General features: G+C 68.3%; 24 protein-coding genes and 3 pseudogenes. 13 read left to right on the top strand and 14 right to left on the bottom strand.

The genetic code is table 11. The annotated features are described in order from the left end of the window. Positions 1 to 101: 101 nt before the first annotated feature. The 8 genes and pseudogenes from ASF41_RS05615 to ASF41_RS05585 form a co-directional block, all read right to left on the bottom strand. A pseudogene (locus tag ASF41_RS05615) lies at positions 102 to 664 on the bottom strand (IS481 family transposase); the annotation flags it as partial. A gap of 408 nt (positions 665 to 1072) precedes the next feature. Then, positions 1073 to 1999: a GDP-L-fucose synthase gene (locus ASF41_RS23535; RefSeq protein ID WP_082504081.1), complete on the bottom strand. Its 927-nt coding sequence runs from the start codon at positions 1997 to 1999 to the stop codon at positions 1073 to 1075. Positions 2000 to 2226: 227 nt separating this feature from the next. Continuing rightward, positions 2227 to 2682: pseudogene (locus ASF41_RS23530) on the bottom strand (IS5 family transposase); the annotation flags it as partial. Further along, positions 2645 to 3562, bottom strand: coding sequence for an IS3 family transposase (locus ASF41_RS05605; protein ID WP_056491526.1), 918 nt, complete (start codon positions 3560 to 3562; stop codon positions 2645 to 2647). The gene ASF41_RS05605 and the pseudogene ASF41_RS23530, both read right to left, overlap by 38 nt. After that, positions 3559 to 3855, bottom strand: coding sequence for an IS3 family transposase (locus tag ASF41_RS26585; protein ID WP_056491524.1), 297 nt, complete (start codon positions 3853 to 3855; stop codon positions 3559 to 3561). The genes ASF41_RS05605 and ASF41_RS26585 overlap by 4 nt, the downstream gene beginning before the upstream one ends. Before the next feature lie 73 nt (positions 3856 to 3928). Beyond that, positions 3929 to 7864, bottom strand: coding sequence for a glycosyltransferase (locus tag ASF41_RS05595; RefSeq protein WP_056491521.1), 3936 nt, complete (start codon positions 7862 to 7864; stop codon positions 3929 to 3931). A 438-nt stretch (positions 7865 to 8302) separates the two neighbouring features. Continuing rightward, positions 8303 to 9193, bottom strand: a complete 891-nt coding sequence (locus ASF41_RS05590) for a ketopantoate reductase family protein (protein WP_056491519.1) — start codon at positions 9191 to 9193, stop codon at positions 8303 to 8305. Between the two features lie 82 nt (positions 9194 to 9275). After that, entirely contained in the window at positions 9276 to 9500 is a 225-nt protein-coding gene (locus tag ASF41_RS05585; protein ID WP_210166977.1) for a hypothetical protein, read from the bottom strand. Positions 9501 to 9695: 195 nt separating this feature from the next. On the opposite strand from ASF41_RS05585, the gene ASF41_RS05580 reads away from it, so the two are divergent. The 5 genes from ASF41_RS05580 (at position 9696) to ASF41_RS05560 (ending at position 12201) form a co-directional block, all read left to right on the top strand. Continuing rightward, positions 9696 to 10259, top strand: a complete 564-nt coding sequence (locus tag ASF41_RS05580; RefSeq protein WP_056491515.1) for an Hsp20 family protein — start codon at positions 9696 to 9698, stop codon at positions 10257 to 10259. Positions 10260 to 10393: 134 nt separating this feature from the next. Then, the gene (locus tag ASF41_RS05575; protein WP_056491547.1) at positions 10394 to 10915 is read left to right on the top strand and encodes an Hsp20/alpha crystallin family protein; all 522 of its coding nucleotides are present in this window, start codon (positions 10394 to 10396) and stop codon (positions 10913 to 10915) included. A 143-nt stretch (positions 10916 to 11058) separates the two neighbouring features. Further along, entirely contained in the window at positions 11059 to 11427 is a 369-nt protein-coding gene (locus ASF41_RS05570; protein WP_244479569.1) for a hypothetical protein, read from the top strand. A 15-nt stretch (positions 11428 to 11442) separates the two neighbouring features. Next, entirely contained in the window at positions 11443 to 11817 is a 375-nt protein-coding gene (locus ASF41_RS05565) for a hypothetical protein (RefSeq protein ID WP_056212733.1), read from the top strand. 18 nt (positions 11818 to 11835) lie between these two features. Further along, positions 11836 to 12201 carry a hypothetical protein gene (locus ASF41_RS05560; RefSeq protein WP_244479568.1) on the top strand — a complete coding sequence of 122 codons (366 nt, stop codon included), beginning with the start codon at positions 11836 to 11838 and terminating at the stop codon, positions 12199 to 12201. 72 nt (positions 12202 to 12273) lie between these two features. Here the strand turns inward: ASF41_RS05560 and ASF41_RS05555 are convergent, their stop codons facing one another. Further along, positions 12274 to 12684: a DUF1236 domain-containing protein gene (locus tag ASF41_RS05555; protein ID WP_056212735.1), complete on the bottom strand. Its 411-nt coding sequence runs from the start codon at positions 12682 to 12684 to the stop codon at positions 12274 to 12276. Between the two features lie 183 nt (positions 12685 to 12867). On the opposite strand from ASF41_RS05555, the gene ASF41_RS05550 reads away from it, so the two are divergent. Both ASF41_RS05550 and ASF41_RS05545 read left to right on the top strand, forming a co-directional pair. Then, positions 12868 to 13488: a pyridoxamine 5'-phosphate oxidase family protein gene (locus ASF41_RS05550; protein WP_056491513.1), complete on the top strand. Its 621-nt coding sequence runs from the start codon at positions 12868 to 12870 to the stop codon at positions 13486 to 13488. A 257-nt stretch (positions 13489 to 13745) separates the two neighbouring features. Further along, positions 13746 to 16402 (top strand): annotated as a pseudogene (locus ASF41_RS05545) (MGH1-like glycoside hydrolase domain-containing protein). A 34-nt stretch (positions 16403 to 16436) separates the two neighbouring features. On the opposite strand, the gene ASF41_RS05540 reads toward ASF41_RS05545, so the two are convergent. Both ASF41_RS05540 and ASF41_RS05535 read right to left on the bottom strand, forming a co-directional pair. Continuing rightward, the gene (locus ASF41_RS05540; protein ID WP_056491545.1) at positions 16437 to 16706 is read right to left on the bottom strand and encodes a hypothetical protein; all 270 of its coding nucleotides are present in this window, start codon (positions 16704 to 16706) and stop codon (positions 16437 to 16439) included. A gap of 249 nt (positions 16707 to 16955) precedes the next feature. Beyond that, complete coding sequence (locus ASF41_RS05535; RefSeq protein ID WP_056491511.1) at positions 16956 to 18341, bottom strand: FAD/NAD(P)-binding protein; 1386 nt, start codon at positions 18339 to 18341, stop codon at positions 16956 to 16958. A gap of 314 nt (positions 18342 to 18655) precedes the next feature. Between ASF41_RS05535 and ASF41_RS05530 the strand changes: the two genes are divergently transcribed. Genes ASF41_RS05530 through ASF41_RS05515 form a run of 4 tightly spaced genes read left to right on the top strand, consistent with a single transcriptional unit; the run spans position 18656 to position 22234 of the window. Next, positions 18656 to 19759, top strand: coding sequence for an LLM class flavin-dependent oxidoreductase (locus tag ASF41_RS05530; RefSeq protein ID WP_056491509.1), 1104 nt, complete (start codon positions 18656 to 18658; stop codon positions 19757 to 19759). Then, positions 19759 to 20700 carry an ABC transporter substrate-binding protein gene (locus ASF41_RS05525; protein ID WP_056491507.1) on the top strand — a complete coding sequence of 314 codons (942 nt, stop codon included), beginning with the start codon at positions 19759 to 19761 and terminating at the stop codon, positions 20698 to 20700. The genes ASF41_RS05530 and ASF41_RS05525 overlap by 1 nt, the downstream gene beginning before the upstream one ends. A gap of 29 nt (positions 20701 to 20729) precedes the next feature. After that, positions 20730 to 21260 (top strand): cupin domain-containing protein, encoded by a 531-nt coding sequence (locus ASF41_RS05520; protein WP_056491505.1) that lies wholly within the window; start codon positions 20730 to 20732, stop codon positions 21258 to 21260. 14 nt (positions 21261 to 21274) lie between these two features. Then, the gene (locus ASF41_RS05515) at positions 21275 to 22234 is read left to right on the top strand and encodes an aliphatic sulfonate ABC transporter substrate-binding protein (protein WP_056491504.1); all 960 of its coding nucleotides are present in this window, start codon (positions 21275 to 21277) and stop codon (positions 22232 to 22234) included. Positions 22235 to 22282: 48 nt separating this feature from the next. On the opposite strand, the gene ASF41_RS05510 is transcribed toward ASF41_RS05515, so the two are convergent. After that, entirely contained in the window at positions 22283 to 23029 is a 747-nt protein-coding gene (locus ASF41_RS05510; RefSeq protein WP_056491502.1) for a glucose 1-dehydrogenase, read from the bottom strand. Positions 23030 to 23136: 107 nt separating this feature from the next. On the opposite strand from ASF41_RS05510, the gene ASF41_RS05505 reads away from it, so the two are divergent. Next, entirely contained in the window at positions 23137 to 23502 is a 366-nt protein-coding gene (locus ASF41_RS05505) for a helix-turn-helix transcriptional regulator (RefSeq protein WP_056491499.1), read from the top strand. A gap of 203 nt (positions 23503 to 23705) precedes the next feature. Here ASF41_RS05505 and ASF41_RS05500 read toward each other — a convergent pair whose 3' ends face one another. Further along, on the bottom strand, positions 23706 to 24968 hold the full coding sequence (locus tag ASF41_RS05500; RefSeq protein WP_056491497.1) for a D-serine ammonia-lyase: 1263 nt from the start codon (positions 24966 to 24968) through the stop codon (positions 23706 to 23708). Positions 24969 to 25215: 247 nt separating this feature from the next. Continuing rightward, entirely contained in the window at positions 25216 to 25680 is a 465-nt protein-coding gene (locus tag ASF41_RS05495) for an Lrp/AsnC family transcriptional regulator (RefSeq protein ID WP_056491494.1), read from the bottom strand. Between the two features lie 154 nt (positions 25681 to 25834). Here ASF41_RS05495 and ASF41_RS05490 point away from each other — a divergent pair, with 154 nt between their 5' ends. Then, entirely contained in the window at positions 25835 to 26845 is a 1011-nt protein-coding gene (locus ASF41_RS05490; protein ID WP_056491492.1) for a 1-aminocyclopropane-1-carboxylate deaminase, read from the top strand. Positions 26846 to 26928 lie beyond the last annotated feature (83 nt).

The raw sequence follows: 26928 nt of genomic DNA, 5'->3' as shown, positions 1-26928 counted from the left end.
CGCCATCACGCGCAGGCTGCCTAACCTCTCACCCCAGATGGACCAGAGCCTCCGCTCCTGAACACCGCTGAATGTCCCAAATCATCTGACGACAGACACTTGTAGGGCACGGCCTCGATGAGATGCCGTAGGAAGTCGCTGGCAACTCGCCGCGTCGCCTTCTCGTGCAATTCCACGAAGGCGAACTTGGTCGTACGATCGATGTCGACGAGCAGGTAGAGCCGGCCTTCGGCCGTGTGAACCTCGGCCAGATCGATATGGAAGTAGCCGAGCGGATAGGCCTTGAAGCGCGACCGCTTGGGTTTGTCGCCGTCGACCTTCGGCAATCGGCTGATCCCATGGCGCTGAAGGCAGCGATGCAGCGACGAGCGGGTCAGGTGCGGGATCGTGGCCTGTAGCGCGTAGAGGCAGTCGTCCAGCGGCAGAGCGTGTGACGCCGAAAGGCGACCACCACCGCTTCGTCTTCGGGTGACAGCACCGTCGAGTGCGGATCCTTTGGACCGGTGCGCTGGTCGGCAACCGAGGTCCGCTGCCGCCACTTGGCGACCGTCTGCTGGTTGATCCCGTAGCGCTTCGAGAGCGCCCTCAGGCTCGCTTGACTATGCTGGATCGCTCGACGGATCGCCTCCGTCGTTGTGGCGCTGCCGTGAAGAACTTGGCCCATAGCGCATCCCTCCACTCCGAGGTGAAGAGTGCATCATCAAACCCTGGGATCAAACATCTAGCGACGCATGAGAACCCGATGCTCTCGACAACCTGGATATGAAATGCGCTTTTAGCGAGGTCGCTACTTACCATGACAAACGCGGACAGGGTGATTTCTCAGCTTGAGGCAAACACATCCCGATTATGCCCCAACGCAACGCCGGGAGCAGGTGCTATTGGCAACATCAATTGAGATCGTTTTTGCCAAACTCAACACGCTTCCGCGCAAAGCTGTCTAGCGACCTGTTGGGGGCTTGTGGTCAGCCATCGGGCTCTTCGTGAACAACGTCGCACCCGACAAATGCGCTGACTTCTTCGCTGCGGTAGGATGTAGGTCAGATTTTGTCGACTAAATTTCAACAGAGACTTATTTGTCTACAATATGATTCCTAAACCAGTCATATGTGGTCCTGAGACCATCTCGTAGCGCGATGCTGGGCTCCCACCCCAGTTTTCTGATGCGACTCGAATCCATCAATTTGCGGGGAGTTCCATCTGGCTTATCAGCGTCCATAAAAATTTCGCCCTGGAAATTCGTAACCTCTTTGATAAGAAATGCCAATTCAAGGATAGTTATATCTGATCCGGCGCCGCAATTTATATGATCGTACTCGTCATAATTGTCCATACAATGAATAACACCCCTAGCGAGATCTTTAACGTGCAAAAACTCACGCCTAGGGGTACCGGATCCCCAGACGGTAACACTATCTAAATCTAAAACTTTAGCCTCGTGAAATTTGCGCATTAAAGCAGGTATTACGTGACCGGACATAAGATCGAAGTTATCGCCCTCTCCATACAGATTGCACGGCATAATTGAGATATAATTACGACCATACTGCTTACGATACGCTTGGCAAAGCTTTATGCCAGCAATTTTTGCGATTGCATACCATTCATTAGTTGGCTCGAGCGGCCCCGTCAGCAGCGCGTCTTCTTGAATTGGCTGTGGAGCAAACTTTGGATAGATACACGATGAGCCAAGGAAAACTAGGCGATCAATTTCAGCAACATGCGCGCCATGTATAACATTGGTAGCTAGTACGATATTATCATATAGAAAATCTGCAGGCAGCGTGTCATTTGCGTGGATCCCCCCTACTTTCGCTGCTGCGAATATCACAGAATCGGGTTTATTTCTTATAAGCCAACCTGTTACGGACGCCTGATCGCGTAAATCAAGATCCGAGCGTGAGACTTTGAGAACATTTTCATTTTTTAACTCCAATTCTTTCACTAATGCAGACCCAACCATACCGTTGTGACCTGCAACCCAAATCTTTCGCGGCATAATCATTCTCCGTTAAAAAGATACATACGTGTTAGAAGTTAAGGGCCCCTTAGCACTACTTTGGCAGTTTGGTCTGAAGAGCCCTGATGACCCATCCTACAGGTAAAAAGTCATCAGAGTTCTCTGGCGGAGGGGCACTTGAAATTTCAGCGGGCACAAACAATTTTCTTGTTTTCGTGGCGCGATTAGGTCAGTATGCTTTTGTGCCAAAGAAATATTAGCGCGTGTCATCGCTTGAGCCAATTGAGGGCGGCTGCGAGGTAGAGGACGCCTTTGAAGCTGATGGCGGTCTTCTCGTATTGGGTGGCGATGGCGCACCACTCTTTGAGCCTGGTCCAAAGGCGTTCGACCTGGTTACGGTTGTTGTAGATCCAAGCCGGGCAGGCCACGGGCGCTTCGTGACGCTGAGGCGGGGTCGCAGGCCGAGCGCCCATGTTCCAGATGTTTTCGCGAAAGACGTGGCTGGTGTAGCCGCTGTCCCCCACGACCCATTTGGGCACCCCCAGCAGTTGATCAAGCAGGGGAACAGCGTGAGGGAGTTCATGGGCCTGACCGGGCGCCAGCCGGAAAGCGATGGCGCGACCCTGATCATTGGCGATCACGCCAGCCTTGGTGCCATAGCCACCACGCGAGCGGCCAAGAGCTTCACGAGCGTCTCGCTCGGCCGCAGATTGGACTTGCTTCAGTTGAGTGGAGAGCGGTTTGGTAGGCGATGCCCCTTTCGAACAGGGTGGGGCTGGTGAAGCCAAGCGCCGAGTGACGGCGTCGGGGATTGTAGAAGCCATCGATGTAACGGGCCAGCGCGTCGATGGCCTCGGCTCTAGTCTGGAATGCGGTGTGCCAGACCAGTTCGCTCTTCAGCGTCTTGAAGAACGTCTCGACCATCGCGTTGTCAAAGCAATTTCCCTTGCCGGACATCGAAATCACGATGCCACGTCTGCGTAGCTCCGCCTGATACTCGTTCGCACAGTACTGATTGCCGCGGTCGGAATGATGCAATAAACCTGGTCCGGGCTGCCGGACGACGAGGGCAGGTCGCAGCGCAGTCAATGCCAGTTCCTTGTGAAGACGGTCGCCCGCCGCCCAACCCACGACGCGTCGGGAGTACAGGTCGAGAACCACCGCCAGATACAGCCAGCCCTCCCGCGTCCAGATGTAGGAAATGTCCGCGCCCCACTTCCGATCCGGTCCGGGTGCCGTGAAGTCCTGGTTGAGGTGGTTGGGCGCGATCGGAAAGGCGTGGCCGCTGTCCGTCGTGCGTCGGAAGCGGCGCGGCTGGCGGGCCTTGAGCCCGTTCTCCCGCATCGGCCGGGCCACGCGCCGCCGGCCGGCCACCAAGCCCTGCTCGCGCAGTTCGTGGGTCATGCGCGGGCTGCCGTAGGTCTCGTGCGAGAGCGTGAAGGCGGACCGGACATGGGCGAGCAGCACGAGATCCTTGCGCTGCCGCGTCGAGGCTGGACGACTCTCCCAGGCAAAATAGCCGCTCGGACTGACGTCGAGAATTTTGAACAGGCGCGCGACCGGAAAGTCCTTTTTCGCCGCGTCGACGAGGTGGAACCTCATCGACTTCCCTCCTTGGCGAAAAAAGCCGTGGCCCGCTTCAGGATCTCCCGTTCCTGGCGCAGCACCTCGTTCTCACGGCGCAGGCGCTTGAGCTCAGCGGCCATGTCCTCCTGTCGGTCGGCCGGCGGGTGGTCCATCTCGCGCTCACGTCGGCCGTCGATCCAGTTGCGCAGCGTCGAGAGCCCGACGCCGAGATCGGCGGCGATCTCCCGGCGGGACCGCCCGCTCGTTTGGGCCAGCCGCACCGCCTCGGCACGTGCCTCAGGGGTAAAGGTCTGCTTCCGGTCTGCCATGGAAACCCTCCTCCTTCAGGAAAAAGAGCTTTCCACTTTTCCGGAGCAAGTCCACAATCCATGGAAGTCGGTTTTACATAGCAGGGCGCCACGTGGAAGCAGTCCTCCGTGCCGGCCGCCCCAGCGCCCCAATCTCCGCCAGTCTATTGGCCACGGATCGACCCGTATTGCGATAGCTCAGGCGCTGCTCCAAGTCGCTCTTAGCGCGTGCGCCGATCGCGCGGGCGTGAGTTGGCTGGTCGAACAGCCTGCGCATCAGCACAGCCGCATGGCCGATCGACGGCTCGGCCCATTGCAGTCCGGCCTTGTAGGGGTCGATGTCATGATCGAGCTGGATCAGCCTGAAGTCGACGAGGAGGCTATTATCGTCGTCCATGAAGTCGAGGTTACCGGAATAGCGCGTCGCCACGACGGGTTTGCCCAACAGCATGCCCTCGGCCATCGTTAGACCGAATCCTTCGCTGCGATGGAGCGAGACATAGGAGTCGCTGCAATCGATCAGGCTCAGGGTCTCGTCGCGGGTGAACACCGCGTCGATGATGTCGATCCTAGCCTCGCAGGCTGCCGCCTTCAGCGCGGCCAGAGCCTCGGGATGCCTCGCCCCGAAGGAGGTCTTGATGATCAGCCGGGCCTTGTCGCTCTTATCGAAGGCTTGACGGAAAGCCTGGATCAGCCCGATTGGGTTCTTCCTGTCCATCACACTCGTCATGTGGAACACGAAGACGAAGACGAATTCGTCATCCGGAATGCCGAATCGAGACCGGGACATCCGCTGGAAGACGGGTATCTCGATGCCGGGCGTCAGGACGTGGATCGGCTGGCGATAGCGCTCACGCAAGCCATCGGCGATGAATTGCGTTGCCGTCCAGAGTTCGTCGCAGCTGAGGGCCGCCCTGTTCCACGAGGCCGGCACCTCGTCGAACTCCCAGTACCAGTACCCGATGCGGTAGATCCCCTCATCGTACAGCCAGAGCCCAGCACGTTCGTGCACGTCGTCGAACAGCGGCTCCGGCTGAACGTGGATCAGCGTCGTGTCGTAGATCTCGAACCCCTGGAACCGATGCCCGATCGGATCGTCGGTCGTAACCGATACCGGCACGTCGCGGGCGCTGACCGCGACCGCGTTCTCGCGCAGGCCCTCGACGAGGCTCTCCGTCGAGATTCGGAGGCCGGAGGGGTACGCGAAGTGACCAAGGATGTTGACGCCGGGCCGGACGATATCCCGGGCTAGGCTTTTCTTGCGCCGGGCCTCGACCCAGCCACGCGGCAGGAACGGCAGCCCTGAGCCCCGCGTCGCCAGGTGATCCAGCAGGGCCTGGGCGCTGGCTTCGTCGATCATCGCCGCCGGGAACTGCGCCTGCCAGTTCGGACGTGTCGCGTAAGCGAGCCGCACTTGCGCGGCGTCGCTTAACAGGGTGGGATGGTCCTGCGCGAAGATCCCGTGGTCACGTACCCCGTGCACCTCCGAGGCCCACTGAGCCAGCTGGATTATGCCGAACACTGTGCCGCCATCTGGCACGGCAGCTTGCCAGACGGGGGTAGTGGCCCAGGTTGCGCATAGAGCGGCTTGCGCCGACTCCGCCATCGCGAACAGGAACCACCAGATGTCCTCGCGGGTGGTGTGTCCCTCTAGATAGGCGTCAAACAGGCGGGCGCAGCTCGCCGCCCGACCCTCGGGCAGCAGGTACAATGGATTATTCTCCCGGAATTCTGGGTCGAGCGTGAGGATCTGGCGAGACTTGCCTCCAATGTTGGACGCGAAGGCAGCGTCGATCCAGTGGGCGTGTTCCGCGCCGAGACCAAGAAGACTAAGTCCCTCGGTTTTGATCCACTCAGCGAGCCCACCCTCGGCGCCGTCCTGGATCGGTGTTGGAAACCGTTTCCGCAGGTCGCGCCGGCGCGCGATGAACTCTAACACGATCCGCACGCCGCCGTCCGCGCCTGGTTTTAGGTCAGCTGGATCGAAGGGCCAGGCGACCGCCCCCCAGGGCATTCCGGCCGCGCTGGCAATGGCGCCGAAATCGTGCGGATCGACGGGCCGCTCCGGTGCTCCTGCGATGACGCCGATATCGACCTGCATCCGGGTCGGACCGGTGCGGGCCGCGTGATCCGCCAGTTTCGGTTCAAAACTCTCGAGATTTAGGTGCGGATGGAAGTACGGGTCGGCCGCGATCGCGAGGCTGCGCAGCTGCTTGGCGAACAGGACCTGATCATTGTGAGGGTTCGTCAGGCCGCGCGAGGCGCCCTCGTGGTGCACAAGGACGGCTGACGGCAGGTAGACAGAGCGAAAGCCCATCCGGGCAATCTCGAGACAGAACACGACGTCGCTATAGGACAGGATGAACCGCTCGTCGTAGCCGGAAACGAGGTCGAACAGGGATTTTCGCACGAGCTGGCAGGCTCCAGTCACGGCGGACCAGTTGCGCTGGGTGTCGGGCGAGCCGAAGGGCCCCCAGCGATCCTGCGGCGTCCGATGGAAGACGTGCGCCGCGAGGGTGAACAGGCCGAGGGCGACGCCCGCATGCTGGATCCCGCCGTCGGGGTAAAGCAGCTTGGCACCAACGACGCCGATCCCGGGCTCGGAGGCCTGCCGCACGAGGTGGTCGAGCCAGTCCGCCTGGACGACCTCGATATCGTTGTTCAGGAAGAGGAGCATCTCGCCGCGCGCGACCGATGCCCCGAGATTGCAGGCTCGAGAATAGTTGAACGGCTCGTCGTACGGGACGATGCGGGCCGACCGCGCGGTGAGGGCTTCGTACAGGTCGAGGGTGTCCGGCTCGGTGGAAGCGTTGTCGACGATGATGAGTTCGATGTTCTTGTAGGCGGTCTTATCGAGGATCCCGTCCGTGCAGGTCCGCAGCAGTCCGGCCCGGTTCCGGTTCGGAATGATGATCGACACCAGGGGAGTGCCGGCGAGCGACCATGTCGCTCTGAAGGTTCCGTCGGGTGCCACTGAAAGTGTGGCCGTATGGCCGCGGCGCCGGAAATGGTCAGTCAGCACCGCCTTGGGATCGGGGCTCGCGGTCTTGGGCAGGCGCAGGTCGTGCTCCGTCCGCCGCAGCCGATGACAGAGAACTTCCGGGAGACGTTCGATTAACTGCGTCCGTTCACTCACCCGCAGGTTCAGGTCCCACTCCGCCGCCTCTCCCGACACGCTCGGTAGATCGGCCGGTGCGGATGGGAACGCCTCCCGGACGCGATCGCGGCGGATGGCCGTCGGGTGCCCGAAGTAATTGAAGCTCGACAGCAGCTCCGGCGACCATGCCGGCTTAAGGTAGGTCGCCGGATTAGTCCCAATTCGGCGCGACTGGGTTTCGTCGGCGTAGACGAGGTCGCAGTCCGTGGCGTTGATAACTCGAGAAAGTTTCGAGAGGGCCTGGGGCGCCAGGACGTCACCGGCATCGAGAAAGATCACGAACTCGCAATCTGCTGTCAGCGCGGCCGACAGAGGAGCGTTATGGTTGTCCGGATCGGTCCGGCGGCTGAAGGACACAAATCCCGCGGCGCCCCGATCGGCGTCGTACGCAGTGAGGCCTCCCGTCAAGATCACCTCGCAAAATATGCCCTCCTGCGCGAGGATGCTGTCAATCGTCCGGCTGGCATCGGCCATCTCGCCATCGCCGATGACAAGGCTGAAGGTGATCGGCCTTCGGTCGTTCTTTTCACGGCGGTCCAGTGCGCGCGCGGGAGCGGCGGCGAAACTGCGTCCCTCTTTCTCGCCATGGCGGATGTAATGGACCAAGGGATTGTATCCCGCGGCGATCACGTCCGGGTTCGCGGTCACGTAGGCGAGCGTATCGAAGCGCGGTCCGGCTGCACGGCCCTCGGCGATGCCGTACTCTACATAATGGTCAAGTGGAGTGCGGGAATAGTTCCTGATCTCCGGGTATTTGCGCAGGTACCAGTCCGCGTCGAAAAAACCGGATGCAGCGATGATCGCCTTGTTCCTGAGAAGCTTGCGCTTACTCGCTCTCACCTGCTTCAGATGAAGAATCGACTTCAAAATCACGCTGTTTGCCCTGTATCACAGTAACTGTCCGTCAGACGCCAGGCTTGCTTGCATGTGTCTGGTCGTGCATCAGGCCTTCGACTCACGGAACGTAGGACTTCATCGCGTCATAGTACCAGAGGGCTGCCCGCAGAGAGCCAATTCGCAAGGTCATCACAGGACGCGCAGGATTGCCAACTACTGGTATCCGAGCCAATGTGACCCCAACCGCGGGCTGTCGAAGGTTGCAGAACGCTCTAGCGAACTGGCCAGGGCATTTTGCGTGGATGTTGAACACCGATCCCTCCGCGATGTCCACACCATGCCCCCACAGTGTGGCGCAGACCTGAACCACGTCGCTGGTTGGCGGGACATCGTGGGACCGCGAAGATTTCTAGTTGCTCAACCGGTGATTTCGATACGTCGAACGGCTGCTGAGCACCATTGATCCGGCCAGCCTTACTGCGCTATCTCCATCGCCCGAACCAGCGCCGTCAGCGCCTGATTCACCGGCGTGGCGATCCGGGCCGCCTGGCCTTTGTGCAGGATGAACCCGTTGAGATGGGCGATCTCGCTGGGACTGCCTCGTGCCAGATCCTGGGCGGTGGAGGAGATCTGGTCCGGCATGGTCGCCGCGAGGGCGAGGACCTGGATCAGGATGTCGGGCGCCACCGCGATGCTCGAGGCTTGCGCGACGGCGACGCATTCGGCCACGAGGTCCGTCATCACGGCGTCGATGCCCGGTACTCCGAGAAGCCGGCCGTAGGGCAGCCGCGTGATCGCCGAGAGGGCGTTGTAGGCGCAGTTGACGATCAGCTTACCCGAGAGGGCGTCGAGGGCGCGGTCGGAGATCTCCGTCGGGATGCCGGCGGCCGCGAAGAGCGCGGTCACCTCGGCGCTGCGGGGGAACGGGCCCATCACCACATCGCCGCGGCCGTAATGCCGGACATGGCCGGGCCCCGGCATCCCGGTCGCAACGTAGACCGCCACCGGCACCACCGGCCGGCCGAGCACCGCCTGGAGCCGCTCGGGGTTGTCGACGCCGTTCTGGAAGCTCAGCACCGCTGCGTCGGGCGTCAGGAACGGGGCGATCGTCCGGCCGACCGTCTCGGTGTCACCGGACTTGACGCAGACCAGCACCACGTCGGCGCCGGCCACCCCTGCCGCTCCGGTCGTGGCCTGCAGGCGCACCGCCTCCTGCCCGGCCGCGGTCTCCAGGAGGAGGCCGCGCGCCTGGATCGCGTCCACGTGGACCGCCCGTCCGACCAGGGTGACGGTGGCCCCGGCGCGCGCCAGCAGGGCGCCGTAATAGCAGCCGACCGACCCCGCCCCCATCACGGCGACCTTCATCGCAACGTCTCCCTGTGAGCGATCCTGGCCGGAGACTTACGGGAGGCCGCCGCCCAGGGCCAGCCGTCGTTCCCGACCGGTCTCAGGCCGCCGGGGAGAGGGCGTCGCTGCCCGCGAGGCTTTCGGTCAGAAAGGCGATGAGGGGGCGCATGAGCGCGCCTCCGCGGTCCTCACCGATCAGAACGACCTCGGTTATTGACGGGGCCGGCCAAGGCTCGGGAGCCCGCAGGATCCGCAAGCCCGCCTGCAAGAAGGAGCGCCCGAGCAGGGTCACCCCGAGGCCGCTGGCCAGCGTCTCTACCCCCATCAGGCCGCTCGTCGTGCAGGCTGCGACCCCGGCGCCGTGCCGGGCGGACCGAATCCTAGAAAAATCGATCGCGGCCCGGAACCGCATGCAGGCGACGACGTTTCGCGCGTGCGGGGCTTGATGGCCCGCGATCAGGGCGCCGGCGCACGCGTCCGGCGTCCCTCGTCAGCACGTTGCTCAACGGAGGATGTGGTCATGAGGACTTACGATGTGTCACCCCTGTTCCGGTCCTCGGTCGGCTTCGACCGGCTGTTCGATCTGCTGACCCAGGCCGAACGGGTCGAGGCCTCGACGGCCTGGCCGCCCTACAACATCGAGAAGGCCGCCGAGGACAGCTATCGCATCACCATGGCGGTGGCCGGCTTCACGCCGGACGAGATCGACCTCGTCCAGCACGACACCACCCTGCTGGTCTCCGGCCAGAAGACGGGCCCGGAGGGCGAGCGGCAGTATCTCCACCGGGGAATCGCGTCTCGGTCGTTCCGCCAGACCTTCAACCTCGCCGAACACGTCACCGTGCTCGGGGCGTCCCTGGAGAACGGGCTGCTCACCGTCGACCTCAGGCGCGCGGTTCCCGAGGCTCTCAAGGCGCGCCGCATCGCCATCGGCGGGGCCCCGGGCGCCGTCGGACAGGATAACGCGCCGGCCCGGATCGGGGAACCCGAGCCAAGGGAAACGCAAGAGCCCGGCGCTCGGAGCGTCGAAAGCCCACGGACAGGCGAGAGCACCCACGGCCAGGGACAGCCCGAGGCCGCCTGATGCCCCGCCCGGTCGCCGCGCGATCCGAATCCAGCCCCGTTCGGACATCCGATCCCTCGCGGACCCGTGGTGCCGTGAAGACCTCCGGGCCCGCGAAAAATCTTTGGACGTCAACCCTGCTGATGGAGTGCACCATGAGTGTGAGAGATCTTCTTCCCTGGACGCGCAACGCGGAGGCCGCCGTGCTCGGGCCGATGCGGTCCGAGCCGCTGAGCCCCGTCCTGACCCTCCACCGCGAGATGAACCGCCTGTTCGACGACGTCTTCAGCGGCCTGAACGGCGCCTCCGCCCTCGGCCGGGGCGCCGCCGGCTGGCCCAGCGTCGAACTCGTCGAGACGGACCAGGGCCTGCGGGTCTCGGCCGAGCTGCCGGGCCTCGACGAGAAGGATGTCGAGGTGCTGATCGAGGACGGTGTCCTCACACTGCGCGGCGAGAAGCGCTCGGAGACGAGCGACGCGGCCCGCGGCTACACGGAGCGCGCCTACGGCCGCTTCGAGCGGACGATCGCGCTGCCGTTCGCGGTCGAGGAGGACAAGGCGGAGGCTACCGTCCGGAACGGCGTCCTCAGCGTGACCCTGCCCCGCTCGGCCCAGGTTCCGGCCTCGGCGCGCCGCATTGCGATCACCGGCGGCGTGCAGACCGGGACGGCCCATTGACCGGCGCCCGAGCCCGGGCGGCCTGACGCGGCGGGCGCGGACCCTCGGGTCGCGCCCGCCGATCCCGCGCTCCCGAGGAGATCCCCGTTCACCCAGAGACTCTTGCTCACGAAGAGACCCTTGCTCACGAAGAGGAGGATGTCATGCAGTTGCTGGACACACCCATCGAGCGCCTGGGGCCGCTGGCCTCGGCGACCCTCCGGGCGACGGCCGTCGATCCGTTCGAGGCCTTCGTCGCGCCGGGCGACGTCTTCCGGCACCCGCGCGAGGTGCTGACCTATCCGGGCCTGTCGCTCGCCGAGAAGCGCGCCGTCCTGGCCTCCTGGGCCTCGGATTCGCGCGCCGTCGAGTCCTGCCCGGCCCTGCGGTGCCTCGAGGGCTGCCGGGCCGAGCCGGTGCCCCTCGACGCGGTGCTGGCCGCGCTCCAGGCCCTAGACGCGGTACCGGTGGCGGGGATCTGCGCCCGCGACGGCCAGGCGGGCGAGGCCGCTGCGGCGGACGGTCTGAACTGAGGGCGGAGGTGCGGCATGCCGACCTTTCCGCTGAAAAGCCCGCCCCATCGGCCGGACGGGCACCGCCGGGCCGGGATGCCGTGGCACGGCGCCGACGTGACGCGCCTTGTCGACGGGGTCGTCACAACAGGCCTCTGCGTCGGGCTCGCCGTGCTCCTGCGGGCGTGGCTGGCCGGGCCGGCCCTGGCGGGCGCGACCCTGGCAGGGCTCCTCACGGGCGCCGGCTATGTCTGGCTCGCCGTGGCGATCACCGGGGACGACGCACCCGGCGATACCCGGCGCGCGACGCCCTGGGACGTCACTGCCTGGCATGTGACCGCCTGGGATGTGGCCCTGGTGATCCTCGCCGCCAGCGTCGCCGTGCAGGCCGCGGCGCCGCTCGGTGCCTGATTGGAGCGCGAGACCCCCATGCGTGACACCATCCTCGCCGTCGGACACAGGTCGCCGCCCGTAGCTCCGGACCCTGGACGCCGCGACCCGGACTGGGAGCGTGCCCTCGTCAACCCGGCCGCGGTGTTCGGCACCGTCCGGGCCGTCCTCGATCACCCGCGCCTGATGCGCGGCGTCAAGCGGGAGATCCTGCGGCGCTGGGCCTGGGACGAACACCTCAAGGAGGTGGCGGCCTCCGAGGGCATGGCGGAGGGGGAGCCCTCGTGCCTGGACGAGGTCCGGGCCGCCCTCCTCAGCCTCGACGCGGCGTGGCGGCCGAAGCCCTCCGCCCCCGCGGCGGCCATCCCGCTCCTGCGGGAAGCGGACGACCGCCTCGCCGCCTGATTCCCCCATCGCGGCCGGCCCCTCCCCGCAGGTACCGTTCGGGCCTGTTCGGCCGACGCGCTCCGGCGCGGGTCAGTCGATGACTTCGACCACGCGGCGGGTGCCCGGCTCGACCAGCACCGGGTGGTCGTTGACGATGGTGTAGTTGTAGCCCTTCAGCGCGAATTCCGACGGGACGTCGTAGTAGACCACGCCGTCTTCGGGCAGCACGGCGCCGACCCGGACGGTGCCCTGATAGGCGTAGGACGGCCGCCGCTCGGCGCTGGCGTAGATCCGGAAGCGTTCGCGCCGGTCGACGCCGAGGATACCGTTGGCCGTGCCGACGGCGGCGCCGATCGCGCCGCCCACCACCGCGCCGAGGGGGCCGGCCGCCAGCTCGCCCCGCGCGGCCCCTTCCTGCGCGCCCTGGACGAGGCCTTGCGCCTGGACCGGGCCGAGGCTCGCCAGGACGAGGGCCGAGGCGGCGAGGATCTTGAGGGTCATGGGGCGGGTCTCCGGTGCGGATGGATGCGGCTGCGAGCGGGCAACGCGGCCCGGCCCGTCCGGTGCCGGTGGTCGTACCGACAAAGCCGACCCGTGTCGCGCCGGACACAGCGGCGTCACGAGGCGTCTCCATGAGGGGCCAGGTTTCGCGCGTACAGATCACCAGGATGGGACAGGAAACCGATGGCGGCCGTCGAGACGATCGAAAAGCTGGAGCGCATCTACGGAGCCCCCGGGGCCGTCGGGGAGGCCTCGACCACCAAGGTCGCGGACCACATCACCCCGGATTACGGGCGCTTCATCGCGGTCGCGCCCTTCGTCGCCCTGGCGACCGTCGGCCCGGAGGGGCTGGACTGCTCGCCGCGCGGCGATGTCCCGGGCTTCGAGCGCGTCGCCGATCCCCGCACGCTGATCCTGCCGGACCGGCGCGGCAACAACCGGATCGACAGCCTGCGCAACGTCGTGCGCGACCCGCGGGTGGGGCTGATGTTCCTCATCCCGGGCATCGGCAACGCCCTGCGGGTCAACGGCCGAGCCGTGGTGGAGGACGATCCGGCCCTGCTCGCCAGCTTCGCGGTGGACGGCAAGGCGCCGCGCACCGCCCTCGTGATCACCGTGGGCGAGGTCTACTTCCAATGCGCCCGCGCGTTGATTCGCTCGGGCCTGTGGCGCCCGGACAGCCACGTCGATCCGAAGACCCTGCCGAGCCCCGGCGAGATCCTGGCCGGGTTGAGCGGGGGGCGCGTCGGCGGCGAGGCCTACGACGCGTCCTGGGCCGAGCGGGCGCGCCAGACGATGTGGTGACCTCCGGGGCCCGGGTCCGCGGATGCGAAAACGGCACGGCGTCTGGCCGGCTTGGCGCTGATGATGCATCTGAGACGCCTCCCGTTCCGAAATCCCCTGCCCTGAAGTTCCCCGCCCCGAACTCCCCTGCCCCGAAGTTCCCCGGACCTGATGATCGCCCTCCTCCCGCCCCGCCACACCGCCGACCCCTCCGCCCGCCCTGCCCCGCCCCGGACCGGGACGGCGGCGCGCCCGGCGCGCGGCACCGTGAGGCGGGTATGAGCGAGCTCGACGGCTGGGCCGAGCGCCGGCGCATCGCCGAGCAGGGGCGCGGCGAGCGGCCCTGGTCCCTGTGGGGCCCGTATCTCAGCGAGCGCCAATGGGGCACCGTGCGGGAGGATTACAGCCGGGACGGCAATGCCTGGCGCTCGCTGCCGCACGACGAGGCGCGCTCGCGGGCCTATCGCTGGGGTGAGGACGGGCTCGCCGGCCTCTGCGACGAGCGCGGGCAGATGTGCCTCGCCCTCGCCCTCTGGAACGGGCGCGACCACATCCTGAAGGAGCGCCTGTTCGGCCTCGCCAACGAGGAGGGCAACCACGGCGAGGACGTCAAGGAGGTCTACCACTACCTCGATGCGGTCCCGAGCCACGCCTACCTGAAGTTCCTCTACCGCTACCCGCAGGGGCCCTACCCCTACGACGACCTCGTGCGCGAGGGGCTGCAGCGCGGCCGTGACCAGCCGGAATACGAGATCGAGGACACCGGGCTGTTCGCCGAGAACCGCTTCTTCGACGTCACGGTGGAATACGCCAAGGAGGACGTCGAGGACATCCACGTGGTGATCACGGCGGTGAACCGCGGCCCCGAGACGGCGGACCTGCACATCATCCCGCAGATCTGGTTCCGCAACACCTGGTCCTGGTGCGAGGCGGCGGCGCACCGGCGCCCGGCCCTCACCCTGCGCCCCGACGGCGGCATCGCCTGCGAGCACCCCCGCCTCGGGCTCTACCGCCTCAGTTTCGACGGCTATCCCGACCCGCTGTTCTGCGAGAACGACACCAACCTGCGCCTGCACGGCTGGGAGCCCGACGCTCCGGGCCCGTTCAAGGACGGCCTGCACGCGGCGATCGTGGACGGCGACGACGGGGCCGTGCGGCGCGATGCCGGCACCAAGCTCGGACTGCACTACTTCCGCCAGTTGGAACCGGGCGAGACCACCCGGGTGACCCTTCGCCTCGCGGCCGGCCCGCGCCTGCGCCCCGTGGACCGCGAGGGCACCATCGTCCATCGCCGGATCGCCGAGGCGGACGCCTTCTACGAGGCGCTGCAGGACGGCATCGGGGATGCCGATTCCCGCGCCATCTACCGGCAGGCCGCCGCCGGCCTGATCTGGTCGAAGCAGCTCTATGCCTACGACGTCCGGCTCTGGCTCAAGGGCGACCCGCTGCAGCCGGTGCCGCCCAAGGAGCGCGACAACGGCCGTAACGCGCATTGGCGCCACTTCGCCGGAGCGGACGTGCTCTCGATGCCGGACAAGTGGGAATACCCCTGGTTCGCCGCCTGGACCTCGCCTTCCACTGCCTGCCGTTGGCGCTGCTCGATCCGGACTTCGCCAAGAAGCAGCTCCTGCTCCTCACCCGCGAATGGTACATGCACCCGAACGGCCAGCTGCCGGCCTACGAGTGGGAGTTCGGCGACGCCAACCCGCCGGTCCATGCCTGGGCCACCTACCGGGTCTTCGAGATCGACCGGGACCGGCGCGGCGGGCGCGGCGACCTCGCCTTCCTGGAGGGCGTGTTCCACAAGCTCCTCATCAACTTCACCTGGTGGGTGAACCGCAAGGACGCGGACGGCCGCAACGTCTTCCAGGGCGGCTTCCTCGGCCTCGACAATGTCGGGGTGTTCGACCGCTCGCGCCCGCCGCCGGGCTTCGGCCGCATCCACCAGGCGGACGGCACCGCCTGGATGGCGATGTACGCCCTCAACATGATGCGCATCGCCCTCGAGCTGGCGCTCCACAACGACGTCTACGAGAGCACCGCCTCGAAGTTCTTCGAGCACTTCCTGCTCATCGCCGAGGCGATGACCGACATGGGCGGCGAGGGCTTCGGCCTCTGGGACGAGGAAGACGCGTTCTACTACGACGAGGTCGACATCCCCGGCGGCGGCATGCTGCCCCTGCGGGTCCGCTCGGTGGTCGGCCTGGTGCCGCTCTTCGCCGTCGAGGTGATCGAGCCCTGGGTGCTGCAGCGCCTGCCCGATTTCGCGCGGCGCCTGAACTGGCTCCTGGAGCACCGCCCGCACCTCGCCTGCCTCGTCTCCCGCTGGGACGAGGGCGGCGTGCAGGACCGCAAGCTGCTGTCGCTCCTGCGCGGCCACCGGATGAAGGCGCTCCTGCGCCGGATGCTCGACGAGGCCGAGTTCCTCTCGGCCCACGGCATCCGCTCCCTGTCGAAGGCCCACCGCGACCAGCCCTACGCGCTGAACGAATTCGGCGCCTCCTTCACGGTGCGCTACGACCCGGCGGATTCCACCTCGAACATGTTCGGCGGCAACTCGAACTGGCGCGGGCCGGTCTGGATGCCGATGAACTACCTCATCATCGAGGCCCTGCGCCGCTTCCACACCTATTACGGCGACGACTTCCTGGTGGAGTACCCCACCGGCTCCGGCGACCACCGGACCCTGGCCGCCATCGCGGACGCCCTGGAGGACCGGCTGATCGCCCTGTTCACCAAGGATGCGGAGGGCCGCCGCCCGGCCTTCGGCGACCGGCCGCCGATCCCCCCCGCCCCCGGCGCCGAGGAGGCCCTGCTGTTCCACGAGTTCTTCGACGGCGACACCGGCCGCGGCCTCGGCGCCTCGCACCAGACGGGCTGGACCGCGCTGATCCTCAACCTGCTGCACACCCGCGCCCGGAGAACGGCCGGATAGGGATGCGCCGGGCGGCCGTCGACGCGCCCGCTCCTCAGGCGACGGGCTGGCTCAAATAGGCCACCATCATCTCGGCGACGGCCCGGTCGGCGTAGTCCGACACGCTCTCGCGCCAGGCGACCGGGAAGGCCTCGACCACGCTGCGGCCGGCCAGGACCTCGGCGAGTTCGTGCGGCAGGAGCCCGTTCTCGATCGCCGCGGCGGCGGCCGCCCGGCCGTAGCTTCGCCGGACGTTGTGCGGTCCGGCCAGGATCGCGGGGTTCGCGGCCCCGGTCGGCTCAAAGGCTGTGGTGTGAAAGCTCATGGTCGTCATTCCCGCCGAACTGTTGCCCTGTCTGCGTCGCGTCGCGTCCTACGCAGCGGCGACAGGGGGCGGGGCGGAAGGTGCGGTGGCGGTGATGCTGGGACGGCTGGCTCATGGCGTCGGCTCCGATCGTCGGCGTATCCGTGCGGCCGATGGAAGAGACGATAGCCGCATCGCCCGGGAATGTGCTCCTAAAGATCCGGCGCGGCGGAGAGGGGCGTCGCACCGAAGACCGTTTCGGCGAAAGGCTCAGGCGGCCAGGCGGTCGCCGAGCTGGTCGGCCACCGCCCGGGCCAGGGGGCGGGCCGCGTCGCGGATGTCCGGCACCGCGATGCATTCCCAGACCACGCCGCGCAGCATCGGCCCGAAGGCCCAGATCGGGGCGTCGTGCGACGCGCCAGCGACCCGGCCCCCGGGGCTCGCCGCGATGCCGAGGCCGAACGGGCCCGGCCGGACGAGGCCGCGCGCCAGCAGGTTGCGGATCAGCGGGTCGTCGGTCTCGGCGAGCCGACTGAAGCCGGTGGCGTCGAGGATGCCCTGGACCGCGATCCGCTCGCGTCCGTCGGTGCCGCGCGGGCGCAGCGTCACCACCGCCCCATCCGGCGCCTCGGCGATGGCGAGGATGCGCCCGGCCCGGACCACGAGGCCGCCGCTGCGGATTTCGGCCGCGATCGCCTCCGCCGCCGGGGGCGCCGTGCGGTGGCGGTGCACGTCCCAGTAGGGGCGAACATGGCGCAGGATTCGCGCCTGCTCGGCACGCGGCAGCCCGGCCCAGAGGGCGTCGGTGATCGGGCGCAGGGCGTCGATGACCCCGCGCCAGTCGTCGCCGGCCTCCCGGGCCGTCGTGATCGCACGCCGGATGGCGGCGACGAGTTTGCGCGCCGAGCCGCGGATCTCGGGAGTGAAGTCGGGCCGCCGGCCCGCCGGGACGGCGGCGTGGGGCTTCGGCAGCAGCCCCCGGCGGGACACGGCGACGATGCGGCCGGCGAACCCTTCGCGGCGCAGGGCCGCCACCGAATCCATCATGGTCAGGCCCGTGCCGATCACCAGCACGTCGCGCGCCGGGTCGAGGGTGCCGAACGCCTCCGGGTGCCACGGATCGAGCCGGTGCCGGCCCGGCGCGAGCGCCGGGCCCGGAAGGTTGCCCATCGCCAGGACCAGGCCCGCCACGAGCCGGGGCGGCGCGCCCGCGCCGTGCAGCCGGAAGCCCTCCGGCACCGGCTCCACGTCGCAGATCGCCGCGCGCAGGGGGATCAGCCGGTCGCCGGCCCCAGCCGCCACGCGGTCCCAGCGCTCGGCGAGGTAGCGACCGTAGAGCCCGCGCGCCGCGAAGGTGCCGGCCTCGGTCTCGCGAATTCCCTGCCGCTCCGCCGCATCCAGGGGCGTGCATGCCAGCCAGTCCGCAAAGTCCTCGGGCCGCTCCGGGTCGGCGCTCATCTGGCTCGCCCGAAGGTTCAGGAGATGGTCCGGGTTGGGGGTGGCGTAGGCGAGCCCGAGGCCGAAGGGGCGGCTGCCTTCGCAGAGCAGCACGGGGCGGTCCACCGGCAGCGCGCGCAGCAGCTGTTCCGCCGCCATCAGGCCGCTGAAGCCGCCGCCGATGATCGCAATGGGAAGCGGCCGGTGGGTGGACGTCATGGCGATGGGCTCCCGGGTGGTACTCCACCGGGCTCTTACGGACGTTCGTTTTAGAGAACAAGCGCGTATTCGGGCGACGACGCGGTCGGAAGGCATGCGGCGATTTTCGCCAAAACGGAGGCTGCGGTGAAAATAGACGCAGGATATTCCAGGATGCCGATGCGGCGTGGGATGGTCTCCTCCATCGGTTAGTTCTTTAAAAAGAACGTTCTCGTTGACTCGCGGAGCAGTGAACGGGACGATGGAGGTGGCTCGGCGAGCCCTGGCCGCGCCCGGCCGCCCGTCGCCGACACATAACCCTTGAGAGGGACGTCATGAGCTTCCTCGAACCGGACGCCGTCGAGTTCATCGGCTTCGCCGCCCCCCGCGAACAGTCGGAGATCCACGCGCCTACGGGCCCGGCCATCGACCGGGACTACCTGCGCCTGCTGGCCCAGGCCCATGAATGGGGCGGGTTCGACCGCATCCTGGTGGCCTTCTACGCCACGGCGCCCGACGCGCTCCTGCTCGCGGCGCAGGTCGCGGCGGTGACGGAGCGCATCGGCCTGATGATCGCCCACCGCACGGGCTTCACCGCGCCCACCGTGGCGGCGCGCCAGTTCGCCACCCTCGACCAGCTCACCGGCGGGCGCGTCGCGCTCCACGCGATCAGCGGCGGCGACGACCGCGAGCTGGCCCGGGACGGCGACCACCTGACCAAGGACCAGCGCTACGCGCGCACCGACGAGTTCCTGGGCATCGCCCGGCAGGCCTGGACGGCCGCGCGCCCCTTCGATTTCGCCGGTGCGCATTACCGGGTCGCGGGCGGCTTCTCGGAGGTGAAGCCGGTCGATCCGCGGGGCATCCCGGTCTATTTCGGCGGCGCCTCGCCCGCCGCCATCGCGGTGGCGGGCCGGCACGCCGACACCTACGCCCTCTGGGGCGAGAGCCTGGACCAGGTCCGCGAGGCGATTCGGACGGTCCGGGCCGCGGCGGCGCCCCACGGGCGGTCCCCGCGCTTCAGCCTGTCGTTCCGGCCGATCCTGGCCGACACCGAGGAGGCCGCTTGGGCCCGGGCGGAGGACATCCTGGCCCGGACCCGCGCTACCCGGGCCGCGCAGGGGCTCGGCCCGGCGGCGACCCCGGAGAACGAGGGTTCGCGCCGCCTCCTGGCCGCAGCGGCGCAAGGGAACCGCCTCGACACGCGGCTCTACACCGCCATCGCCCGGGAGACCGGGGCGTCCGGCAATTCCACAGCCCTGGTCGGCACGCCCGAGCAGGTCGCCGAGGCGCTGCTGGCCTATCACGACCTCGGCGTGCGCACCTTCCTGATCCGGGGCTTCGACCCCCTGGAGGACGCCCTCGCGTATGGCCGCACCCTGATCCCGGCGGTGCGCCGGCTGCTGGCCCGGCGCGGTCCCCGGGCGGAGGCGGCGTGATGCGGTTTCGTCTCGCGGCCCTAGCGCTTCTGGCCCTCGCCGGTCTCGCCCGCGCCGACGACGCCGTGTTGCGCGTCGGCGACCAGCGCGGCAATGCCCGCGCCCTGATGGAGGCGGCCGGCGTGCTGGCCGACCTGCCCTACCGCCTCGACTGGAGCGAGTTTCCCGCCGCCGCGCCCCTGCTGGAAGCGCTCAATGCCGGGGCGATCGATGCCGGCGGGGTGGGCGACGCGCCCTTCACCTTCGCGGCCGCGGCCGGGGTTCCGGTGAAGGCCTTCCTCGCCTTCCGCAACCGGCAGGACGGCCTCGCCATCCTGGTGGCGAAGGATTCGCCGATCCGGACGGTCGCGGACCTGAAGGGGAAGAGCATCGCCACCAACCGCGGCTCCATCGGCCATCAGGTCGTGCTCGCGGCCCTCGAAGAGGCGGGCCTGCCGGCCAGCGCCGTGACCCTGCGGTTCCTGCCGCCGGCGGACGCCAAGATCGCGCTCGCCAGCGGCAGCGTCGACGCCTGGGCGACCTGGGAGCCCTACACCTCCACCGCCGAGCTCGCCGGCCTCGCCCGGGTGGTCCGGGACGGCAACGGCATCACCCCGGGCCTGAGCTTCGCGGTGGCGAGCGACGCCGCCCTGACGACCAAGCGGGCGCAGCTCGCCGATTTCGGCCGGCGCCTCGTGGCGGCCCGGGACTGGGCCCTGAAGGATCCCGCCCCCTACGCCGCCGTCTGGTCGAAGCTCATCGGCCTGCCCGAGGCGGTGCCCCTGCGCTGGTTCGCCCGGGCGCAGTACCGGGCCGTGCCGATCGACGAGGCCGTCATCGCCGACGAGCAGCGCAACATCGACCTCTACGTCCGCTCCGGGCTGATCCCGCAGGCCCGCGCGCCGAAGGCCGCGGCGATCCTCGATCGCAGCTTCGAACCGGGCGCCGCTGCGGTACGATGAGCCGCGACCCAAAGCGCGAGAGGCGAGCCATGCACGGCGACCACGACCATCCCCATGACCACAGCCATGACCACAGCCATGACGACCACCACGAAGCCCAGGCCGAGCGCTGGAAGCACGACGGCGTGCGGGTGATCCCGGGCGACAAGCTCGACGCCAACACGGCCCAGACGCCGGGCATGTTCCGGCAGGCGGCGATCAACCAAGCCCGGGTCGGCGCCCAGAAGATCTGGGCCGGCACCGTGGCGATCGCCCCCGACGCCAAGACCGGCGTCCACCACCACGGCGCCCTGGAGAGCGTGATCTACGTGGTCTCGGGCCGCGCCCGGATGCGCTGGGGTGACCGGCTCGAATACGTGGCCGAGGCCGGCCCCGGCGACTTCATCTTCGTGCCGCCCTACGTGCCGCACCAGGAGATCAACGCCGATCCGGACCAGCCCCTGAACTGCGTCCTCGTGCGCTCCGACAACGAGGCCGTGGTGGTCAACATCACCGAGGTCGAGCCCGTCGAGCGGCCCGAGACGGTCCACTGGGTCGACCCCATCCACAAGCATCCCTGACGAGACGAGACCCCATGATCCATCGCCGCCACGCGCTGCGCGCCGCCGCGCTCAGCCTGTTCGCCCTGACCCTCGCCCCCGGCCGGGCCGCCGAGGGGGGCAAACTCCGCATCGGTTTCCAGAAATCCTCGACGCTGATCGCCCTGCTGAAGGAGGAGTCCGCCCTGGAGAAGGCCCTGGCGCCGCTGAACGTCACCGTCACGTGGCACGAGTTCACCAGCGGCCTGCCGATCATGGAGGCCCTGAATGCTGGGCAGATCGACGTGTCGGCGGATGTGGCCGATACCGTGCCGATCTTCGCCCAGGCCGCCCAGGCGCGGATCGCCTACATCGCCCAGGAGGCGGCCTCGCCGACCGCGCAGGCGATCCTGGTCGCGGCCGATTCGCCGATCAGGACGGTGGCCGACCTGAAGGGCCGCAAGGTCGCGGTGACCAAGGGGGCCGGCAGCCACTACCTGCTCCTGGCCGCCCTCGCGGCCGAAAAACTGCCCTTCAAGGCGATCAGCCCGGCCTACCTGACGCCGTCGGACGGGCGCGCGGCCTTGGCCAGCGGCAGCGTCGAGGCCTGGGTCGCCTGGGACCCGTTCCTGTCGGCGGCCGAGCAGCAGACCGGCGCCCGCGTCCTGCGCGACGGCACCGGCCTGTCCCAGTACAAGCGCTACTACCTTGCCGGGGCCGACTATGCGACGCAGCGCGCGGACGTGCTCGCGCTGCTTTTCGGCAAGCTGCGCGAGACCGGGGCCTGGGTGAAGGCCAACCCGGACGCCGCCGCCGCCCGGCTCGGCGCCCTGTGGAAGCTCGACCCGGCCATCGTCCGGCAGGCGAATGCCCGGCGCAGCTACCAGGTCGAGCCCGTCACCCACGCCGCCCTCGCCGAGCAGCAGACCATCGCGGACGCCTTCCGCGCCGAGGGCCTGCTCCCCCGCGCCGTCGACGCCGCTTCCCTGCCGATCTGGGCGCCGCCGGGCCTCTGAGCGGGCCGGCCTCGCAACGCCCCGTCGGGGCGCCCGAGGCCGGACCGTTCAGCGGATGCCGCCGCTGGCGGTGATGTTCTCGCCGGTGAGCCAGCGGGCCTCGTCCGAGGCCAGGAAGGCGACGACGTCGGCGATGTCGCCCGGGTGGCCGGCACGGCCCAGCGGCGTCTGGGCGACGAAGCCGGCCTCCATCTCCGAGCCGGTGATGCCGGCCGTGTGCGTACCCTCGGTGACCACGTAGCCCGGGCTGACCGTGTTGACCCGGATGCGGCGCGGGGCGAGCTCGTTGGCGAGGACGCCCGAGATCGCGTTCACGGCGCCCTTGGTCCCGCTGTAGACCGCGGCGGCCGGGGTGCTCACATGGGTGATGGCCGAGGAGATGTTGACGATGCTCCCGCCCTCCCCGAGGTGCTTGGCCGCCGCGCCGGAGGCGAGCAGGACGCCCAGGACGTTGACGTCGAAGAGCCGGCGGTAATGCGCCTCCGTGACCTCCTCGATCGCGGCGAATTCATAGACGCCGGAATTGTTGACCAGCACGTCGAGCCGGCCGAACTGCGCGACCGCCGCCTCGATCAGGGCCTGCGCCTCCGCGGCCTTCGAGACGTCCGCCCGGACCGCGATGGCCCGCCCGCCCGCGGCGGTGATCCCCGCCACCACCGCCTCGGCGCCCGCCTGACTCGAGGCGTAATTGACAACCACCGCCGCGCCGTCCCGTGCCAGCGCCGTGGCGATTCCCGCGCCGATGCCCTTCGACGCGCCGGTCACGACGGCCACCTTGCCCTGAAGCTTCGACATCTCAGCATCCTTCGACCCTGGGCCGGCGCCGCCATGGCGCCTTGCGTCCCATAGTTCGGAAGTTCGGAACTTCCGAAGCGGAGATCAAGACCCTAGATGTCGAAATCATGAGACCGCTGTTCCACCCCGCGCCCGAGGACCTGCAAGCAAGTGCGATCCTGCACGCCCTGGCCGACCCGAACCGGGCCGCGATTTTCGCCAACATCATGCGGGCCGGCTGCGTGGAGGCCTGCGCGTCGCTCGCGACGGTGGGCGACCGGGTGATCCCGAAATCCTCGCTCTCCAACCACTTCAAGGTGCTGCGCGAGGCCGGGCTGATCCGCAGCAAGCGCCACGGCGTCGAGATGCGCAACCACGCCCGCTGGGACGAGGTAGAGGCCCGCTTCCCGGGCCTGCTGCGGTCGATCCTGAACGCCTATGCGGGCGAGGGTCCGCGGGGGGAGCCGCCCCTGCCTGCCTCCGATCCCGACTAGCTGCGGGCGTTCCGATCGCCGACAAATCCGCACCGTCATTCCGGGGCGCCGAAGGCGAGCCCGGAATCCAGAGCCGCCGACAGTACAAGTCCTTGCACCACCTGTGTTTCTGGATCCCGGGTTCCGCTGCGCGGCCCCGGGATGACGGGGTGCTTCAGGTGGAGGGCACGGGGGGTGATGGAGCCGCCCCTCGGCCGACCCCCTCACCCTGCGGCCGCCAGCGCCTTCTGGAACTCCGCCTCGGGCAGGAGCACCCCGCCGGTGGTCCACACCACCTGGGTGGCGTCGCGCCAGTCCGGCCGGGCCGCGAGCGTCGGGCGGACGGCCGCGAAGGCGGCGGCGGCGGAGGGTTCGAGGCGCAGGGCCGCCCACTGCCAGAGGTCGCGGACCCCGGCGAAGAGCGCGGAATCCGTCACCGTGACGATTCCCGCGACGAGCGGGCCGACGGTGCCGGCGACGAGGAGCGAGGCGCTCGACACCGCGAGGCCGTCGGCGGCGGTGCGGTTGTCGAGGCCGACGTCGTAGACGCTGACCGGCCGGTCGAGCCCGGCGGCGAGCTGCACCAGCATGCAGGGTGCGGCGACGGGCTCGACGAAGACGCAGTGCACCGCGTCGCCGAACAGGAGCTTCAGCCCGAGGGTGACGCCCCCCGGCGCCCCCCCGACCCCGCAGGGCAGGTAGACCACCAGGGGATGCGCGGCATCGACCGGGATGTCGGCCGCCGCCAGCTGGCGCTCCAGGTCGAAGGCCGCCGCGGCATAGCCGAGGAACAGGTCGACCGAGCTCTCGTCGTCGACGAAATGCGCGTCCGCCCGGTTCCCGAAGGCGTCCCGCGCCGCCGCGACCGCGCTGCCGTAATCGCCCGCATGCTCCACCACCCGGGCGCCGATGTCGCGCAGGCGCTGCTTCTTCCAGGCCTTGGCGTCGTGGGACATGTGGACCTCGACCTGGAAGCCGAGCGCGCGGGCCATGACGCCGACGCTGAAGCCGAGATTGCCGGTGCTGCCCACCGCCACGGTGAAGGCCCCGAAGGCTGCGCGGATCTCGGGCTCGGCCAGGCGCGCGTAGGACTCGCCCGCGCGCAGCCAGCCCCGCGCCAGGGCCAGCCGCTCGGCCGTGACCAGCACCTCGTAGACGCCGCCGCGCGCCTTGATGCAGCCCGTCACCGGCAGGTCGTGGTCGGCCTTCACCCAGACGGCCGGTGCCTCGCCGCCGCAGAGAGGGGCCGCGACCTCGGGGGCCAGCGGCAGTAGGGGCGAATCGATCCGCCCGGTCTCCAGCTCGGGGAACAGCGCCTTCAGCAGCGGGTCGAACCTGCGCCAGCGCGCCTCCGCGTCGCGCACCTCGGCGAGGCCGAAGGCGAGTCCGGGCAGGATCTCGCCGGCCGGCCGGACCCGCGGGTTGCACCAGACCGTCGGACGCCCCGCGCGCACGGCCTCCGGAATTCCCTGCGGTTGGTCGGACATGGGCGTGACCCTTTATCGGTGGTTGGAAGCGTGAGCGCGACGCAGCCCTCCTCCCCCTTGTGGGGCGGAGTTGGAGGTGGGGGTGGTTGGGCGACCCGCGACCCGCGACAGGCGGAGGCCCGCGGACCCACCCCCACCCCTGACCCCTCCCCACAAGGGAGAGGGGAACACGTCCGGGCTCTGACAGGACCGCTCTGTTGGAGCGGCGGCCTTCCCGACAAGCCGCACCACCCCGTCGCCACGCGTCTCAGAAGTCCAGCGGCGCATTGTCCACCACCTCCTTCATCACGAAGAAGGTCCGGGTCTGGCGGACTCCCGGCAGGGCGATCAGGGTCGCGCTGTGGAGGCGGTTGAAATCCGCCATGTCGGAGACGCGGATCTTCAGGAAGTAGTCAAAATCGCCGGCCACGAGGTGGCAGTCGAGCACCATCGGCATGGCCCGGGCCGCGGCCTCGAAGGCGGCGAAGCTCTCCGGTGTCGAGCGGTCCAGCACCACGCCCACCATCACCAGGGAGCCGCGCCCGACCTTCTCCGGCGCGATCTGCGCCCGTACGCCCCGGACGTAGCCCTCGTCGAACAGGCGCTGGATGCGCCGGTGGCAGGTCGCCGCGCTGGTGTTCACCCGCTTGGCGATCTCGGCATTGCCCATGCGCCCGTCGGCCTGGAGCAGGCGCAGGATCTTCAGGTCCATGCGGTCCAGACCTGCGTCCATGGAAGATCCTTTCGCCAGGGGCACTATCGACGAAAGCAATGTCCGTCGCGACGAGCTGCAAGCCGAACATTGCAAAATCCAAACCCCGATTTCGAGAGCACCTTTCGCGGCCTCTTTGCTAGCGTTTCCGGGCTGACCACGAAGGACCCCGCCCATGCTGTCGCAATTCGAGCGCTATCCCCTCACCTTCGGCCCGACCCCGATCGAGCACCTGCCCCGCCTGACCGCCCATCTCGGCGGCGACGTGCTGATCTACGCCAAGCGCGAGGACTGCAATTCCGGTCTGGCCTTTGGCGGCAACAAGCTGCGCAAGCTCGAATACATCGTGCCCGACGCCATCGCGAGCGGGGCCGACACCCTGGTGACCATCGGCGGCGTCCAGTCCAACCACACCCGCATGGTGGCGGCGGTGGCCGCCAAGATCGGCATGAAGTGCCGGCTGATCCAAGAGGCCTGGGTGCCCCACGAGGACGCCGTCTACGACCGGGTGGGCAACATCATGCTGTCGCGCATCATGGGCGCGGAGACCCAGCTCGTGGAGGACGGCTTCGACATCGGCATCCGCGAGAGCTGGACGAAGGCCATCGAAGACGTGAAGGCCAAGGGCGGCAAGCCCTACGCGATCCCGGCCGGCGCCTCGGTGCACAAGTTCGGCGGCCTCGGCTTCGTCGGCTTCGCCGAGGAGGTCCGGTCCCAGGAGGCCGCGATGGGTCTCCGCTTCGACTACGTCGTGGTTTGCACCGTCACCGGCTCCACCCATGCCGGCATGGTGGTGGGCTTCGCCGCCGACGGGCGCGCCCGCAACGTCATCGGAATCGACGCCTCCTGCACCCCGGCCCAGACCAAGGCGCAGGTGCTGGAGATCGCCCGCAACACCGCCGAGCTCATCGGCGCCCCGGCCATCACCGCCGACGACATCGTGCTCAACGCGGACTACGCCTACCCGGTCTACGGCGTGCCCTCGAAGGAGACGGTCGCGGCCATCCGCCTCTCGGCGCGCCTGGAAGGCATGATCACCGACCCCGTCTACGAGGGGAAGTCGATGCAGGGCATGATCGACCTCGTGCAGAAGGGCTTCTTCCCCAAGGGGTCGAAGGTGCTCTACGCCCATCTGGGCGGCGCCCCGGCGCTCAACGGCTACAGCTATACCTTCCGCAACGGCTGAGTTGCCGGGTTCGTCACGGGGCTGACACCTCCGCCCCCGTTGAAAGCCGGGTGCTTCCTTTCGGGGCGGCCGCACGACATGGT

Source organism: Methylobacterium sp. Leaf111, from assembly GCF_001423285.1.
Classification (GTDB): Bacteria; Pseudomonadota; Alphaproteobacteria; order Rhizobiales; family Beijerinckiaceae; genus Methylobacterium.
This window is presented reverse-complemented; position numbering and strand designations above follow the sequence as displayed.